The 15,531-nt window shown below is 70.8% G+C and carries 15 protein-coding genes; all 15 read left to right on the top strand.

Annotated features, from left to right (window positions below; genetic code table 11):
• The first annotated feature begins 147 nt into the window (after positions 1-147).
• Positions 148-2,175: a transcription termination factor Rho gene (gene rho / locus OG896_RS10930; RefSeq protein ID WP_443057244.1), complete on the top strand. Its 2,028-nt coding sequence runs from the start codon at positions 148-150 to the stop codon at positions 2,173-2,175.
• A 266-nt stretch (positions 2,176-2,441) separates the two neighbouring features.
• Positions 2,442-3,614, top strand: coding sequence for an LCP family protein (locus OG896_RS10925; protein WP_329364537.1), 1,173 nt, complete (start codon positions 2,442-2,444; stop codon positions 3,612-3,614).
• A 211-nt stretch (positions 3,615-3,825) separates the two neighbouring features.
• Positions 3,826-4,050, top strand: a complete 225-nt coding sequence (rpmE, locus tag OG896_RS10920; RefSeq protein ID WP_202236258.1) for a 50S ribosomal protein L31 — start codon at positions 3,826-3,828, stop codon at positions 4,048-4,050.
• Positions 4,051-4,189: 139 nt separating this feature from the next.
• Positions 4,190-5,269, top strand: a complete 1,080-nt coding sequence (prfA, locus tag OG896_RS10915) for a peptide chain release factor 1 (RefSeq protein WP_329373891.1) — start codon at positions 4,190-4,192, stop codon at positions 5,267-5,269.
• A gap of 13 nt (positions 5,270-5,282) precedes the next feature.
• Entirely contained in the window at positions 5,283-6,128 is an 846-nt protein-coding gene (gene prmC / locus OG896_RS10910) for a peptide chain release factor N(5)-glutamine methyltransferase (protein WP_329364534.1), read from the top strand.
• A gap of 84 nt (positions 6,129-6,212) precedes the next feature.
• The gene (locus tag OG896_RS10905; RefSeq protein WP_328469610.1) at positions 6,213-6,860 is read left to right on the top strand and encodes an L-threonylcarbamoyladenylate synthase; all 648 of its coding nucleotides are present in this window, start codon (positions 6,213-6,215) and stop codon (positions 6,858-6,860) included.
• On the top strand, positions 6,857-7,537 hold the full coding sequence (locus OG896_RS10900) for an arsenate reductase/protein-tyrosine-phosphatase family protein (RefSeq protein WP_402451109.1): 681 nt from the start codon (positions 6,857-6,859) through the stop codon (positions 7,535-7,537). The genes OG896_RS10905 and OG896_RS10900 overlap by 4 nt, the downstream gene beginning before the upstream one ends.
• Before the next feature lie 495 nt (positions 7,538-8,032).
• Positions 8,033-9,361 carry an MraY family glycosyltransferase gene (locus tag OG896_RS10895; protein ID WP_329364532.1) on the top strand — a complete coding sequence of 443 codons (1,329 nt, stop codon included), beginning with the start codon at positions 8,033-8,035 and terminating at the stop codon, positions 9,359-9,361.
• A gap of 290 nt (positions 9,362-9,651) precedes the next feature.
• Positions 9,652-10,113, top strand: coding sequence for a hypothetical protein (locus OG896_RS10890; RefSeq protein ID WP_329364531.1), 462 nt, complete (start codon positions 9,652-9,654; stop codon positions 10,111-10,113).
• A gap of 285 nt (positions 10,114-10,398) precedes the next feature.
• A complete protein-coding gene (atpB, locus tag OG896_RS10885; protein ID WP_329364529.1) occupies positions 10,399-11,205 on the top strand; it encodes a F0F1 ATP synthase subunit A in 807 nt (268 codons plus the stop codon).
• Between the two features lie 78 nt (positions 11,206-11,283).
• A complete protein-coding gene (atpE, locus tag OG896_RS10880) occupies positions 11,284-11,529 on the top strand; it encodes an ATP synthase F0 subunit C (protein WP_037913419.1) in 246 nt (81 codons plus the stop codon).
• 42 nt (positions 11,530-11,571) lie between these two features.
• Positions 11,572-12,123 carry a F0F1 ATP synthase subunit B gene (locus tag OG896_RS10875; protein ID WP_329364525.1) on the top strand — a complete coding sequence of 184 codons (552 nt, stop codon included), beginning with the start codon at positions 11,572-11,574 and terminating at the stop codon, positions 12,121-12,123.
• Positions 12,120-12,935, top strand: a complete 816-nt coding sequence (locus OG896_RS10870) for a F0F1 ATP synthase subunit delta (protein WP_328469622.1) — start codon at positions 12,120-12,122, stop codon at positions 12,933-12,935. The genes OG896_RS10875 and OG896_RS10870 overlap by 4 nt, the downstream gene beginning before the upstream one ends.
• 84 nt (positions 12,936-13,019) lie before the next feature.
• A complete protein-coding gene (gene atpA / locus OG896_RS10865) occupies positions 13,020-14,591 on the top strand; it encodes a F0F1 ATP synthase subunit alpha (RefSeq protein WP_329364524.1) in 1,572 nt (523 codons plus the stop codon).
• Between the two features lie 4 nt (positions 14,592-14,595).
• Complete coding sequence (locus OG896_RS10860; RefSeq protein ID WP_329364523.1) at positions 14,596-15,528, top strand: F0F1 ATP synthase subunit gamma; 933 nt, start codon at positions 14,596-14,598, stop codon at positions 15,526-15,528.
• Positions 15,529-15,531: the final 3 nt, after the last annotated feature.

The following is a 15,531-nucleotide window of genomic DNA, read 5'->3' as shown; positions in this document are numbered from 1 at the left end:
TATGTATTTCTGCCGCCATCAGGCAGACCACCGCCCCGGGTCGAAGCAGCGGGAACGCCAGACCCGGTCAGCACGACCGGTCGCCGAGCCAGACAGGCCGACGCCCGCTCCAGGGAAGGACCCTTCGTGAGCGACACCACCGATCTGATGGGCGTGCGCGCAGACAACACTGTCGCCGCGTCCGAAGCCGCCGCGCCTGCCACCGGTGCTGCCACGGCCGCACGGCGCCGCCGGTCCGGGACCGGCCTGGAGGGCATGGTCCTGGCCGAACTCCAGCAGGTCGCCGCAGGTCTCGGTATCAAGGGCACCGCGCGGATGCGCAAGGGCCAGCTCATCGAGACGATCAAGGAGCGCCAGGCCGGCGGCGGTGCCGCCGCGGCCGAGAAGCCCGCCGCCGCCACCGGCGCGCCGGCCGAGAAGCCCAAGCGCCGCGCCACCTCGCGGGCCCGGCTGGAGCAGGCGGCGGAGTCCGCCGAGGCCCCCGCGGCCGCCGCACCGGCCGCGAAGGAGCCGAAGGAGGCGAAGCAGCAGCAGATCGAGATCCCCGGCCAGCCGGCCGGCGAGAAGGCGAAGGCTGCCGCTTCCGCGAGCGAGCGGGCGCAGGGCGAGCGCGGCGCCGACCGGGCCGCCGAGGCCTCCGCAGACAGCGCCGAGGGCCGTGAGGCCAAGGGCGCCGAGGCCAAGGGCGGCGACGCCAAGCAGCAGGGCGGCGGGGACGACCGCCAGGAGCGCCAGCGCGGCCAGCGCGGTGACCGCCGCGAGCGGCAGCGCGACCGCCAGCGCAACCGTGGCGAGGACGGCGGCGAGGGCCAGCAGAGCGGCGGCCAGAGCCGCCGGGACCGCCAGCAGCAGAGCGGCGGCCAGGGTGGCGGCCAGCAGCAGCACCAGGGCGGCCAGCACCAGCAGAGCGGCCCGCAGGACGACGACGAGTTCGGCGAGGGCCGCGGCCGCCGCCGGGGCCGTTACCGCGACCGCCGTGGCCGTGGCCGCGGGCGCGAGGAGTTCGGTGGCGGCGGCGAGCCGCAGGTCGCCGACGACGACGTGCTGATCCCCGTCGCGGGCATCCTCGACATCCTCGACAACTACGCGTTCATCCGCACCTCGGGCTACCTGCCGGGGCCGAACGACGTGTACGTCTCGCTCGCCCAGGTCCGTAAGAACGGCCTGCGCAAGGGCGACCACGTCACCGGCGCGGTGCGCCAGCCCAAGGACGGCGAGCGGCGCGAGAAGTTCAACGCGCTGGTCCGCCTCGACTCCGCGAACGGCATGGGCGCCGACTCCGGCCGCGGCCGTCCGGAGTTCAACAAGCTCACCCCGCTGTACCCGCAGGACCGGCTCCGGCTGGAGACCGACCCGGGCGTGCTGACCACGCGGATCATCGACCTGGTCTCGCCGATCGGCAAGGGCCAGCGCGGCCTGATCGTCGCCCCGCCGAAGACCGGCAAGACGATGATCATGCAGGCGGTCGCCAACGCGATCACCACCAACAACCCCGAGTGCCACCTGATGGTCGTCCTCGTCGACGAGCGGCCCGAAGAGGTCACCGACATGCAGCGCTCGGTGAAGGGCGAGGTCATCTCCTCGACCTTCGACCGGCCCGCCGAGGACCACACCACCGTCGCCGAGCTCGCCATCGAGCGGGCCAAGCGGCTGGTGGAGCTGGGCCACGACGTGGTGGTGCTGCTCGACTCCATCACCCGGCTGGGCCGCGCCTACAACCTGGCGGCGCCCGCCTCCGGCCGCATCCTGTCCGGTGGTGTCGACTCGACCGCGCTCTACCCGCCGAAGCGCTTCTTCGGTGCCGCGCGGAACATCGAGGACGGCGGCTCGCTGACCATCCTGGCCACCGCGCTGGTCGAGACCGGCTCGCGGATGGACGAGGTGATCTTCGAGGAGTTCAAGGGCACCGGCAACATGGAGCTCAAGCTCGACCGGAAGCTCGCCGACAAGCGGATCTTCCCCGCGGTGGACGTCGACCCGTCCGGCACCCGCAAGGAGGAAATCCTCCTGGACCGCGAGGAGTTGGCGATCGTCTGGAAGCTGCGCCGGGTGCTGCACGCGCTCGACTCGCAGCAGGCGATCGAGCTGCTGCTGGACAAGATGAAGCAGACCAAGTCCAACGCCGAGTTCCTGATGCAGATCGCCAAGACCACCCCTGGCCAGAACAACGACTGACAGTAACCGCCAGGATCGGTCCGACCGCCCGCCTACCCCAGCTGACCTGGGGATACGCGGGCGGTCGCGATTTGCGGCCCCCGTCCGCCCCCGTCGGCCCCTCGTCGACGCACTGCCCGCTCGCCCCTCGAATGGCGGCACCCGCACCCCGGGCGCACGATGGAACGTCTGACGTTACGGACATTCCCGGCGTCGGGAGCCGCAGGGCCGCACACCGGACCCGCGGGACGCCTGACACCGGACGCTCAGGAAGCCGAGGTGCCGCCATGCCGGACGAGCAGCAGCCGCGGACCGGCTCCAGCCCCAGCGGGGCCGGAGCGGCCCGCCGACGCCGCCGGCGCACCCTGCACATCGTCGCCTGGACCGCGTCCGGAGTGGTGCTGCTCGGCGCGACCGGCGCCGGATACCTCTACCACCGGCTCAACGCCAACATCCACAGCGTCGACATCGACGGCGCCCTGGGCACCCACCGCCCGGCCCGGCTCGACAACGGCTCGATGGACATCCTGGTGCTCGGCTCGGACTCCCGCTCCGGCGCGAACCGCGCGTACGGCCACGACAGCGGCACCGCGCGCTCCGACACCGCGATGATCGTGCACCTGGACAAGGGCCGGAAGAAGGCCAGCGTGGTGAGCATCCCGCGCGACACCCTGGTGGACCGCCCGGCCTGCACCGGCGCCAAGGGCGCCGTCGAGCCGGCCGGGCAGCAGGTCATGTTCAACACCGCCTACGAGGTCGGCGGCCCGGCCTGCGCGGTCAAGACCGTCGAGCAGCTCACCGGGCTGCGGATGGACCACTACATCGAGGTCGACTTCACCGGCTTCAAGAACCTCGTCAACGACCTCGGCGGGGTGCCGCTGACCACCACCAAGGCGATCCACGACGACAAGAGCCACCTGAACCTGCCGGCCGGCACCCACACCCTCGACGGCTCCCAGGCGCTCGGCCTGGTCCGCACCCGGCACGGCGTCGCCGACGGCAGCGACCTGGGCCGTATCCAGCTCCAGCAGGCGTTCATCAAGGCGCTGATCGACCGGATCGGCGGCCTGGGGCTGTTCACCAGCCCGACGAAGCTGTTCTCGGTCGCCGACACCGCCACCAAGGCGGTCACCACCGACACCGGCCTCGGCTCGGTGAACAAGCTGACCGGGCTCGCCGAGAGCGTGCAGCACCTGCACTCCGGCGACGTGCACATGGTGACCCTGCCGGTGCGCTACGACCCCGCGAACCCCAACCGGGTCGAGCCGATCCGGGCGCAGGCCGACATCGTGTGGGCCGCGCTGCGCGCCGACAAGCCGATCCCGGCCGACGCCACGAAGGGCTCGGTCGCCGACCACGTGGACGCCGGCAAGGTGGTCGGCGGCAAGGCCACGGCGCCGGCCACTCCGAAGCCGTCGGGGCCGGCCGGCTCGAAGCCGTCGGGTTCGGCCTCGCCGTAGGCGTCCGCCCCGCGCGCCGCGTCAGCCCCGTCCTCCCGGCGTCACCCTCGCGAGCACCGCGCTGACCTGCGAGGACGTCGCGGGAATTATCCGGGGCCCGACCTGGTTTTGGTAGCTGCGGCCAGTGCTGGCAGACTGGTCCGCTGGCCCCGGTTCACGCCCACGCAACCCGCATGAGCGACCCGGCGCCCTCCCGAACCTAGGAGCACCCTTGAAGCGCGAGATCCACCCCGAGTACGTAGAGACCCAGGTCACCTGCACCTGCGGCGCCTCGTTCACCACCCGCAGCACCGAGACCAGCGGCCAGATCCGCGCGGACGTGTGCTCCGAGTGCCACCCGTTCTACACGGGCAAGCAGAAGATCCTCGACACCGGCGGCCGCGTGGCCCGCTTCGAGGCCCGCTTCGGCAAGAACGCCGGGTCCGCCAAGAAGTAGCGACCCGACCAGCGCCGGTCTCCGGTCGCCCAGCCCAGGGTGACCGGACCGGCGCTTTGTCGTCCTCGCGTCCCAGCCGGCGGCGCCCGTCCCACGGCGGCCCGGTCCCAGGCAGCACCTACTCCTCCAGGAATACATGATGTTCGAGGCGGTCGAGGAACTGATCGGCGAACATGCCGACCTCGAAAAGCAGCTTGCCGACCCCGCGGTCCACACCGACCAGGCCAACGCCCGCCGGCTCAACAAGCGGTACGCGGAGCTCACCCCCATCATCGCCGCCTACCGCTCCTGGCGGCAGACCGGCGAGGACGCCGAGACCGCGCGTGAACTGGCCGCCGACGACCCGGAGTTCGCCGCCGAGGTCAAGGAGCTGGAGAAGCACCGCGAGGAGCTGACCGACCGGCTGCGGCTGCTGCTGGTGCCGCGGGACCCCAGCGACGACAAGGACGTCATCCTGGAGGTCAAGGCCGGCGAGGGCGGCGAGGAGTCCGCGCTGTTCGCCGGCGACCTGCTGCGGATGTACCTGCGGTACGCCGAGCGGGTCGGCTGGAAGACCGAGATCCTCGACGCCAACGCCTCCGACCTCGGCGGCTACAAGGACGTCCAGGTCGCCGTCAAGGCCAAGGCGAGCCACGAGCCCGGCCAGGGCGTGTGGGCCCGGCTGAAGTACGAAGGCGGCGTGCACCGGGTGCAGCGGGTGCCGGCCACCGAGTCGCAGGGCCGTATCCACACCTCCGCCGCCGGCGTGCTGGTCACCCCGGAGGCCGAGGAGGTCGAGGTCGAGATCAACCCCAACGAGCTGCGGATCGACGTCTACCGCTCGTCGGGCCCCGGCGGGCAGTCGGTCAACACCACCGACTCCGCGGTCCGGATCACCCACCTTCCCTCCGGCCTGGTGGTCTCCTGCCAGAACGAGAAGAGCCAGCTGCAGAACAAGGAGTCGGCGATGCGCATCCTGCGCTCCCGGCTGCTGGCCGCCGCCCAGGAGGAGGCCGAGCGCGAGGCGTCCGACGCCCGCCGCAGCCAGGTCCGCACCGTGGACCGCTCCGAGCGCATCCGCACCTACAACTTCCCGGAGAACCGCATCTCCGACCACCGGGTCGGCTTCAAGGCGTACAACCTGGACCAGGTGCTCGACGGAGACCTCGACGCGATGATCCAGGCGTGTGTGGACGCCGACTCCGCCGCGAAGCTGGCCGCGGCCGGCGACGGCAGCTGAGAAGGGGGCGGACGTGAACCTGCTGCTCGCCGAGGTGGCCCAGGCCGCCCAGCGACTCGCCGACGCGGGCGTGCCCTCGCCCCGCTTCGACGCCGAGGAACTGGCCGCGTACGTGCACGGGGTCAAGCGCGGCGAGCTGCACACCGTGGCCGACGCGGACTTCGACGCGCGCTACTGGGAGGCCGTCGCCCGCCGCGAGGCCCGCGAACCCCTCCAGCACATCACCGGCCGGGCCTTCTTCCGCTACCTGGAACTCCAGGTCGGGCCAGGGGTGTTCGTGCCCCGCCCGGAGACGGAGTCGGTGGTCGGCTGGGCCATAGACGCCGTCCGGGCCATGGACGTCGCCGAGCCGCTGATCGTCGACCTGTGCACCGGCTCCGGCGCGATCGCGCTCGCGCTCGCCCAGGAGGTGCCCCGGTCCCGGGTGCACGCCGTGGAGCTGTCCGAGCAGGCGCTGGAGTGGGCCCGCAAGAACGTCGCCGGCAGCAAGGTGGACCTGCGGCACGGCGACGCGCTGGCCGCCTTCCCCGAACTCAACGGCCAGGTCGACCTGGTGGTCTCCAACCCGCCGTACATCCCGCTCACCGAGTGGGAGTACGTCGCACCCGAGGCCCGCGACCACGACCCCGAACTCGCCCTGTTCTCCGGCGAGGACGGCCTGGACACCATCCGCGGCATCGAGCGCACCGCGCACCGCCTGCTGCGGCCCGGCGGCGTCGTCGTCATCGAGCACGCCGACTCCCAGGGCGGCCAGGTGCCGTGGATCTTCAAGGAGGACGCCGGCTGGGCGGACGCGGCCGACCACCCCGACCTCAACAAACGGCCGCGATTCACCACTGCCCGCAAGGCGACACCGTGAGAGCGCGGACCTCCGCCCGCAAAGCGGCACCGTGAACACAGCATCCCCCGCAACGGCGGCAGAAGAGCTAATGGAGGACTTCCCATGGCACGGCGATACGACTGCGCGGACGCGACCGACCGGGTCACCGGGCTGCGCGAGGCCACCTCGGCGGTCAAGCGCGGCGAACTCGTGGTGCTGCCGACCGACACGGTCTACGGCATCGGCGCGGACGCCTTCGACAAGGACGCGGTCGGCGACCTGCTGGAGGCCAAGGGCCGCGGCCGCTCCATGCCGTCGCCGGTGCTGGTGGGCTCCCCGAACACGCTGCACGGCATCGTCACCGACTTCTCCGAGCAGGCGTGGGAGCTCGTCGACGCCTTCTGGCCGGGCGCGCTGACCCTGGTCACCAAGCACCAGCCGTCGCTGCGCTGGGACCTCGGCGACACCCGCGGCACCGTGGCGGTCCGGATGCCGCTGCACCCGGTCGCCATCGAGCTGCTCACCGAGACCGGCCCGATGGCCGTCTCCAGCGCCAACCTCACCGGCATGCCGTCCCCGCAGGACTGCGACGCCGCCCAGGGCATGCTCGGCGACTCCGTGGCGATCTACCTCGACGCCGGACCCACGCCCGCCGCCGTGCCGTCCTCGATCGTCGACGTGACCGGGAAGGTGCCGGTGCTGCTGCGGGCCGGTGCGATCAGCGCCGAGGAGCTGCGCAAGGTGGTACCCGACTTGGAGGAGCGCCGTTGACCACGCCCGACGGGCGTGCCATACGGGGGTTCACCACTGCGCCGACCGGACTCGGGGGAGGCGGCCACCCCGCTCACGCCCCACTCGACGTGCTGCGCGTCCTGCACGTGTGCACCGGCAACGTCTGCCGCTCGCCGATCGCCGAGCGGCTGATGCGGCACGGCCTCGCCCAGCGGCTGGGTGCCGGCGCGGACGCCATCCTCGTGGAGTCGGCGGGCACGTGGGGCCACGAAGGGGCCCCGATGGAGGTGCACGCCGCGGCGGTGCTCGCCGAGCACGGCGCGGACCCGGCCCACTTCACCGGTCGGGAGCTGCTCGACGACCACGTCATCGACGCCGACCTGGTGCTCACCGCCACCCGCGACCACCGGGCCCAGGTCATCTCGATGGGGCACGCGGCGGGCCTGCGCACCTTCACGCTCAAGGAGTTCACCCGGCTGGTGCGGGCGATAGACCCGGCCACGCTGCCCGACGGCAGCGTCACCGAGCGGGCCCGCGCGCTGGTCCGGGCCGCGGCCGCGCTGCGCGGCTGGCTGCTGGCCCCCAGCCCGGACGCCGACGAGGTGCACGATCCCTACGGCGCCCCGATCTCGTACTTCCGCAGCATCGGCGAGGAGATCCACGACGCCCTGGACCCGGTGGTGACCGCGCTCACCGGGATTCCGGCCACCGTCTGACCGGAGGACCGCGCTCACCGGGATTCCGGCGACCGTCCGACCGGCCGGCCGCCTCACCGCCGCACTGCAACCGTCCCACCGCCGCATCGCACGGCCCCACCGCACTGCAACCGCCCCACCGCCCCATCGGGACGGCCCCACGGCCGCCCACGGGCCGATCGTTCGACCGCCGGACCCGCTCCGGCGGTCCGTGATCCGACTGCCGTCGGGCTGCGGCCGGACCGTGATCTTGGTCGCTCTCCGGGCGCCGCGCGAATCCTCCCGCGGCCGGGGCCGACCGCCGCCTCGCCGCCGACCTGCGGTTTCTGCGGCCACCGCGGCCGGGCCGATCTCTTTACCTGCCCACAACGGGCCATCTGCAACCGTCCGGGCCGCCTGTGAGTCTCGATAGGTGTTCGCCGTCCCGGCCCGGCCACCACTAGGGTGTGACGCTGTGAAGATCCCCCGGACGTGTGCGCGTGCCCGCCGCACCCCCGAATACGTCGGAGGCTGCCTGTGCGCGAGTATCTGCTGACCCTGTGCGTCTCCGCCGCCGTCACCTATCTGCTGACCGGCCCGGTGCGGAAGTTCGCGATCGCGGCCGGCGCGATGCCCCCGATCCGCGACCGCGACGTGCACAAGGAGCCGACCCCCCGGCTGGGCGGCATGGCGATGTTCGGCGGGCTGTGCGCGGGGCTGCTGGTCGCCGCGCACCTCAGCAACCTCTCCGGGGTCTTCAAGCTCTCCAGCGAGCCGCGGGCGCTGCTCTCCGGGGCCGGGCTGATCTGGCTGCTGGGCGTGCTGGACGACAAGTGGGGCGTGGACGCGCTGATCAAGCTCGGCGTGCAGATGATCGCCGCGGGCGTCATGGTCTTCCAGGGGCTGGCCATCCTGTGGCTGCCGGTGCCGGGCTTCGGCACGATCATCTTCACCCCGGTGCAGTCCACGCTGCTCACCGTCGCGCTGGTGGTGATCACCATCAACGCGGTCAACTTCGTGGACGGCCTGGACGGCCTCGCGGCCGGCATGGTGTGCATCGCGTCCATCGCGTTCTTCATGTACGCCTACCGCATGTGGTACGGCTACGGCATCGAGCAGGCCGCGCCCGCGACGCTCTTCTCGGCGATCCTGATCGGCATGTGCGTCGGCTTCCTGCCGCACAACATCCACCCGGCGCGGATCTTCATGGGCGACTCCGGCTCGATGCTGATCGGCCTGGTGCTGGCGTCCGGCGCGATCTCGATCACCGGGCAGGTCGACCCGGACGCCATCACCGACTTCACCGGGTCCACCCGGCAGACCGTGCACTTCATGGTGCCGGTCTACATGCCGCTGCTGCTGCCGCTGACGATGATCGCGATCCCGGCCGCGGACCTGGTGCTCGCGGTGGTCCGCAGGACCTGGCGCGGCCAGTCGCCGTTCGCCGCCGACCGCGGCCATCTGCACCACCGGCTGCTGGAGTTGGGGCACACGCACAGCCGCGCGGTGCTGATCATGTACTTCTGGGCGGCGCTGTTCGCCTTCTCCGCGGTGGCGTTCTCGGTGAGTTCCTCCAGCCTGTGGATCGTGCTGGTGATCGTGGCGCTGAGCGCGATCGGCCTGGTCGTGCTGCTGCTGCCGGCCTTCCGGCCGCACGCCCCGCGCTGGGCGGAGTCGGTGGTGCCGCCGCGCTACCGCCGCAGGCGTCGCCGGCTGGCGGCCGCCGCGGCCGCGGCCGAGCGGGAGATGCGCGGCCCGGACCGGCCGGCGCTCAACGGCTCGACGGCGGTGGGGGATCGGCCCCGGCTGCCGGAGCGGTCCGCGACCACCACCCACCCCGCGCCCACCGCCAACAGCGGCCGGTGAGCGGTAGTCGATCAACAACGCGCCGTAATCGGTCGTTTCCCGATCGAGGGACAACTCAGGTAAATAGGACGGCGTGTTGCTACCTCCTGTGTGTGACAGGCAGCACATCTTCATGGTAAAGACCGCATCAAATACTTTGTGATACCGTTCACGAAAGCAGGGAACGCGCCGAAAGACCTTGAGAGAGACGGTCTTCCGGCGAGAGGCACACCCTCGCTCTCCCCCCCGCCTCGCCCCGCTCGTCTCCGACGACATCCGCTCGCCCCAACTCCCGCCGGAGGAGCCGCCCCATGCAGCCCAACGACGCCCGGATTCTCCGGGGCTCGGCCCTCGCGGCCGGACCCGTCGGAGTCATCGCCATTGTTGTCAGCGCCCTCGTCGCAGGCGAGAAGGGCCTGCTCGGCGGTGTGGTGGCGGTTGCCGTGGTCGCTGTCTTCTTCGCGCTCGGCTCCTGGGCGCTGATGCGGATCACCCAGAACCAGCCCCAGTTGGCGATGTCCGCCGGGATGCTGGTCTACGCCGTGCAGATCCTGCTGATCGGCGTCTTCATCGTCGTCTTCAAGAACACCAGCGCTTTCAACGGCCGCGCGTTCGGCCTGACCCTGCTGGTCACCGCGCTCGCCTGGGTGGGCGGGCAGATCAAGCAGTCGCTGACCAGCCGGATGCTCTACGTCGATCCCGAACCCTCGGTCCCCGCCGCACGGAAGCAGGAGGCGGACGCGGTCGGGACGGGGTCGCGCGATGCTACGTAAGGGGAGGGTAAGGGGCCTTCATCCAGGTCTGCTATCGTCCGAAGTCGCATCCGGACGTGAGGGCCCCTCGCACATGCAGAGGGTCAAGCCCCCGCGCCCTGCGGTGTATTCGGAACCGGAACCGCACTGGCGGCACGGAAGACGGATGCCCGCGACGCGATGCGGGCTCTCAGCGGACCGAGCGAGCTTCGCCACGCCCTACCCGCAGTGCCGAACAGCGGCCCCACCAGCCGCGCTGACACACAAGGTTGCCGTTACTTATGCGTCACGACGAAGGAGTCACGGGTGAGTGCCCACACGCTGCTCGCTGAAGCTGGATGCCACATCCAGCACGGTTGCGCATTCCCCGCTCCGGGTCTCAACTCGTTCGACTTCAAGCCGATCTTCAGCATCGGCAGCTTCGACTTCACCAAGCCGATGCTGCTCGCGATCATCTGCATGCTGCTCGTCGTCGGATTCTTCTGGGCCGCGTTCAGCAAGCCGAAGCTCGTGCCGGGAAAGCTGCAGCTGGTCGGTGAGATCGGCTACACCTTCGTGGCCCGCAGCATCGCCCGCGAAGTGATCGGCAAGAAGGGCGACAAGTACGTCCCCTTCCTCGCGTCGATCTTCTTCTTCGTGTGGTTCATGAACATCATGTCGATCATCCCGGTCGCGCAGTTCCCGCCGATGTCGCGGTTCGCGTTCCCGGTGGGCCTCGCCGCCCTGGTCTTCATCACGTACATGTACCTCACGTTCAAGACGCACGGCTTCCGCGGCGGCGTGAAGAACCTGGTCTGGATTCCGGGCCTGCCCAAGCCGCTCGTGCCGCTGATCGTGCTGCTGGAGTTCATCCAGAACGTGATCACCCGCCCGTTCACCCTCGCGGTGCGGCTGTGGGCGAACATGTTCGCCGGCCACATGCTGATCGTGATGTTCAGCGTGGCGAGCTGGTACCTGCTCACCCCCTCGGCGTTCACCGCGGTGGCCGGCGGATCGTTCGCGCTCGCCGTCTTCATGACCGCCTTCGAGATCCTGATCCAGTTCCTCCAGGCGTACATCTTCACGCTGCTCGCCTCGATCTACATCAGTGGAGCGCTCGAAGAGGGTCACTGACCCGCGCCCGGAACCCATCCATCGAATCTTCCGCTGGGAAGCCCCCCAACGGACCGCATCACAAAGGAAGACAGGGAAATGTCTGCCGAGCTCGTTAACCTCGCCGCCGCCACCACCGCCGGCCGCCTGGGCGCGGTCGCCTACGGCCTCGCCGCCATCGGCCCCGGCGTGGGCATCGGTCTGGTCTTCGGCCACTCGATCGAGGCCATGGCCCGCCAGCCCGAGGCCATGCCGGTCATCCGCACCAACATGTTCCTCGGCTTCGCGCTCTGCGAGGTCCTCGCACTGCTCGGCCTGGTCGTCCCCTTCATCTTCCAGAAGTGACCTGGACCCCCGACCAGTAGCCACTCGACGAAAGGTTCAGACATGATGATCTTCCTTGCGGAGGAGGGGGCGCAGAACCCGCTGATCCCCGACACCGCGGAACTGATCGTCGGCCTGCTCTGCTTCTTCATCGTCTTCGGCATCCTCGGAAAGAAGCTCCTGCCGAACATCCAGAAGACCCTCGCAGAGCGGCACGACGCGATCGAGGGTGGCCTGGAGCGGGCGGAGAAGGCTCAGGCCGACGCCAATCGCACGCTTGAGGAGTACAAGGCCCAGCTCGCCGAGGCCCGCCACGAGGCGGCCCGGATCACCGAGCAGGCTCGCGAGCAGGGCGCGCAGATCATCGCGGAGATGCGCGAGGAGGGTTCGCGGCAGCGCGACTCCATCATCGCGGCGGGCCATGCCCAGATCGAAGCGGATCGCCGCCAGGTGACGGTCAGCCTCCGGCAGGAGGTCGGCAAGATCGCCACCGACCTGGCCGGCCGGGTGGTCGGCGAGTCCCTGGAGGACTCCGCCCGGCAGTCCCGCGTGGTCGACCGCTTCCTGGACGGCCTGGAGCAGAGCGCCGCATCGTCCGCCGAGGCGGCGCGATGAACGGTGCGAGCCGCGAAGCACTGGCGGCCGCCCGCGAGCGGCTGGACGCGCTGACCGACAGCACGTCGGTGGACGCGGCCGGTCTCGCCGGCGAGCTGTCCTCGGTCACCACGCTGCTCGACCGCGAGAGCGGACTGCGGCGCGCGCTGACCGACCCGGCACAGACCGGTGAGGCCAAGGCGCAGCTGGTCCGCAGGCTGCTCGGCAGCCAGATCGGCGGCGAAGCGGTCGACCTGGTGGCCGGCATGGTCAGGTCCCGCTGGTCGCGCTCGCGTGACCTGGTGGACGCCCTGGAGGAGCTGGCCGACACCGCCGACCTGATCGCCGCCCAGCGCGGTGGCGACCTGGACGACGTCGAGGACGAGCTCTTCCGCTTCGGCCGGATCGCCGCGGGCAGCAGCGAGCTGCGCGCCGCGCTGGCCGACCGGGCCGCGACCGCGGACGCCAAGGCTGCCCTGCTGGGCACGCTGCTCGGCGGCCGCGCCAATCCGGTCACGGAACGGCTGGTCGTACGACTGGTCACCGCGCCGCGAGGACGTAGCCTGGAGGGCGGGATCGAATCCCTGTCCAAGCTGGCAGCGGCCCGCCGGGGCCGGACGGTGGCGGAAGTGGTCTCGGCCGTTCCGCTCAGTGACCGGCAGAAGCAGCGGCTCGCAGACGCGCTGTCCCGCATCTACGGCCGCCCGGTGCACCTGAACCTTGACGTGGACCCCGAGGTCCTCGGCGGGGTGCGGGTACGCGTCGGCGACGAGGTCATCAACGGCTCCATCGCGGACCGGCTCGACGAAGCCGCCCGCCGTATGGCCGGCTGACAGCCACCAACGCAACAAGCATGAAGGCGGCCCTAGTTGGGCCGTGAGGAATACAGGGCCCAACAAGGAGAGCAGGGAACCCAGATGGCGGAGCTCACGATCCGGCCGGAGGAGATCCGGGACGCGCTGGATACTTTCGTCCAGTCGTACCAGCCGGACGCCGCCTCGCGCGAGGAGGTCGGCACGGTCAGCGTTGCCGGTGACGGCATCGCGAAGGTCGAGGGTCTGCCCTCGGCCATGGCGAACGAGTTGCTGAAGTTCGAGGACGGCACCCTCGGCCTCGCCCTCAACCTCGAGGAGCGCGAGATCGGTGCGATCATCCTCGGCGAGTTCGACGGCGTGGAGGAGGGCCAGCCGGTGCAGCGCACCGGTGAGGTGCTCTCCGTCGCGGTCGGCGAGGGCTACCTCGGCCGGGTCATCGACCCGCTGGGCAACCCGATCGACGGCCTCGGCGAGATCGAGACCGAGGGCCGGCGTGCCCTCGAACTCCAGGCGCCCACCGTCATGCAGCGCAAGTCGGTGCACGAGCCGATGCAGACCGGCCTGAAGGCCGTCGACGCGATGACCCCGATCGGCCGCGGCCAGCGCCAGCTGATCATCGGTGACCGGCAGACCGGCAAGACCGCGCTGACCATCGACACGATCATCAACCAGCGCGACAACTGGCGCTCCGGCGACCCGAAGAAGCAGGTCCGCTGCATCTACGTCGCCATCGGCCAGAAGGGCTCCACCATCGCGGGCGTGCGCGCCTCGCTGGAGGAGGCCGGCGCGCTGGAGTACACCACGATCGTCGCCGCCCCGGCGTCCGACCCGGCCGGCTTCAAGTACCTCGCCCCGTACACCGGCTCGGCCATCGGCCAGCACTGGATGTACCAGGGCAAGCACGTCCTGATCATCTTCGACGACCTGTCGAAGCAGGCCGACGCCTACCGCGCCGTCTCCCTGCTGCTGCGCCGCCCGCCGGGCCGCGAGGCGTACCCGGGTGACGTCTTCTACCTGCACTCGCGCCTGCTGGAGCGCTGCGCGAAGCTCTCCGACGACCTCGGGGCCGGCTCCATGACCGGTCTGCCGATCGTGGAGACGAAGGCCAACGACGTGTCGGCGTTCATCCCGACCAACGTCATCTCCATCACCGACGGCCAGTGCTTCCTGGAGTCCGACCTGTTCAACGCCGGCCAGCGGCCCGCGCTGAACGTCGGTATCTCGGTCTCCCGGGTCGGCGGCTCCGCGCAGATCAAGGCGATGCGCAAGGTGGCCGGCCGGCTCAAGCTGGACCTGGCGCAGTTCCGCGAGCTGGAGGCGTTCGCCGCCTTCGGTTCCGACCTCGACGCGGCCTCCAAGGCGCAGCTCGGCCGTGGTCAGCGGATGATGGAACTGGTCAAGCAGGGCCAGTACGCGCCGTTCCCGATCGAGGACCAGGTCGTGTCGATCTGGGCCGGCACCACCGGCAAGCTCGACGACGTACCGGTCGAGGACATCCGCCGGTTCGAGCGCGAGCTGCTGGACTACCTGCACCGCGAGCACAAGTCGATGCTCACCGCGATCGTCGAGACCGGCCAGCTGCCGGACGAGACCGTGGACGCGCTGACCGACGCGGTGGCCGCCTTCAAGAAGCAGTTCGAGACGTCCTCGGGCGCGCTGCTGGTCGAGGGCTGATCGCATGGGCGCACAGATTCGGGTCTACAAGCGCCGGATCAGGTCCGTCACCGCCACCAAGAAGATCACCAAGGCGATGGAGATGATCGCGGCCTCGCGGATCATCAAGGCCCAGCGCCAGGTGGCGGCCTCGTCCCCGTACGCGGACGAGCTGACCCGCGCGGTGACCGCGGTCGCGACCGGCTCCAACACCAAGCACCCGCTGACCACCGAGGCGGAGCACCCCACCCGGGCCGCGGTACTGGTCGTCACCAGCGACCGCGGTCTGGCCGGCGGGTACTCGTCCAACGCGATCAAGGCGGCCGAGCGGCTCACCGAGCGGCTGCGCGCGGAGGGCAAGGAGGTCGACTCCTACCTGATCGGCCGCAAGGCGGTGGCGTACTACGCGTTCCGTGAGCGCAAGGTCGCCGGCTCCTGGACCGGTTTCTCGGACAGCCCGAGCTACGCCGACGCCAAGACCGCGGCGGCACCGATGATCGAGTCGGTGCTGGCGGACACGGCCGACGGCGGCGTGGACGAACTGCACATCGTCTTCACGCAGTTCGTGTCGATGATGACCCAGAACCCGGTGGACCGGCGGCTGCTGCCGCTGTCGGTCAAGGACCAGGACGGCGGGGCCGGCGACGGCGACGCCGCACCGGCGAAGAGCGAGGCTCTGCCGCTGTTCGAGTTCGAGCCGTCCGCGGAAGGCGTGCTCGACGCGCTGCTGCCGCGGTACGTCGAGAGCCGGATCTACAACGCCCTGCTCCAGGCCGCCGCTTCCGAGCACGCGGCCCGCCGCCGGGCGATGAAGTCCGCCACGGACAACGCGGAAGACCTCATCAAGTCGCTCACGCGGCTTGCCAACGCGGCCCGACAGGCCGACATCACCCAGGAAATCAGCGAGATCGTCGGTGGCGCCAGCGCCCTCGCCGACGCGAGCGCGGGGAGTGACTGACCA

This window comes from Streptomyces sp. NBC_00669 (assembly GCF_036226785.1).
Taxonomy (GTDB): Bacteria; Actinomycetota; Actinomycetes; order Streptomycetales; family Streptomycetaceae; genus Actinacidiphila.
Note: the sequence above shows the minus strand (reverse complement) of the source record. Positions and strands in the feature narration are given on the sequence as shown.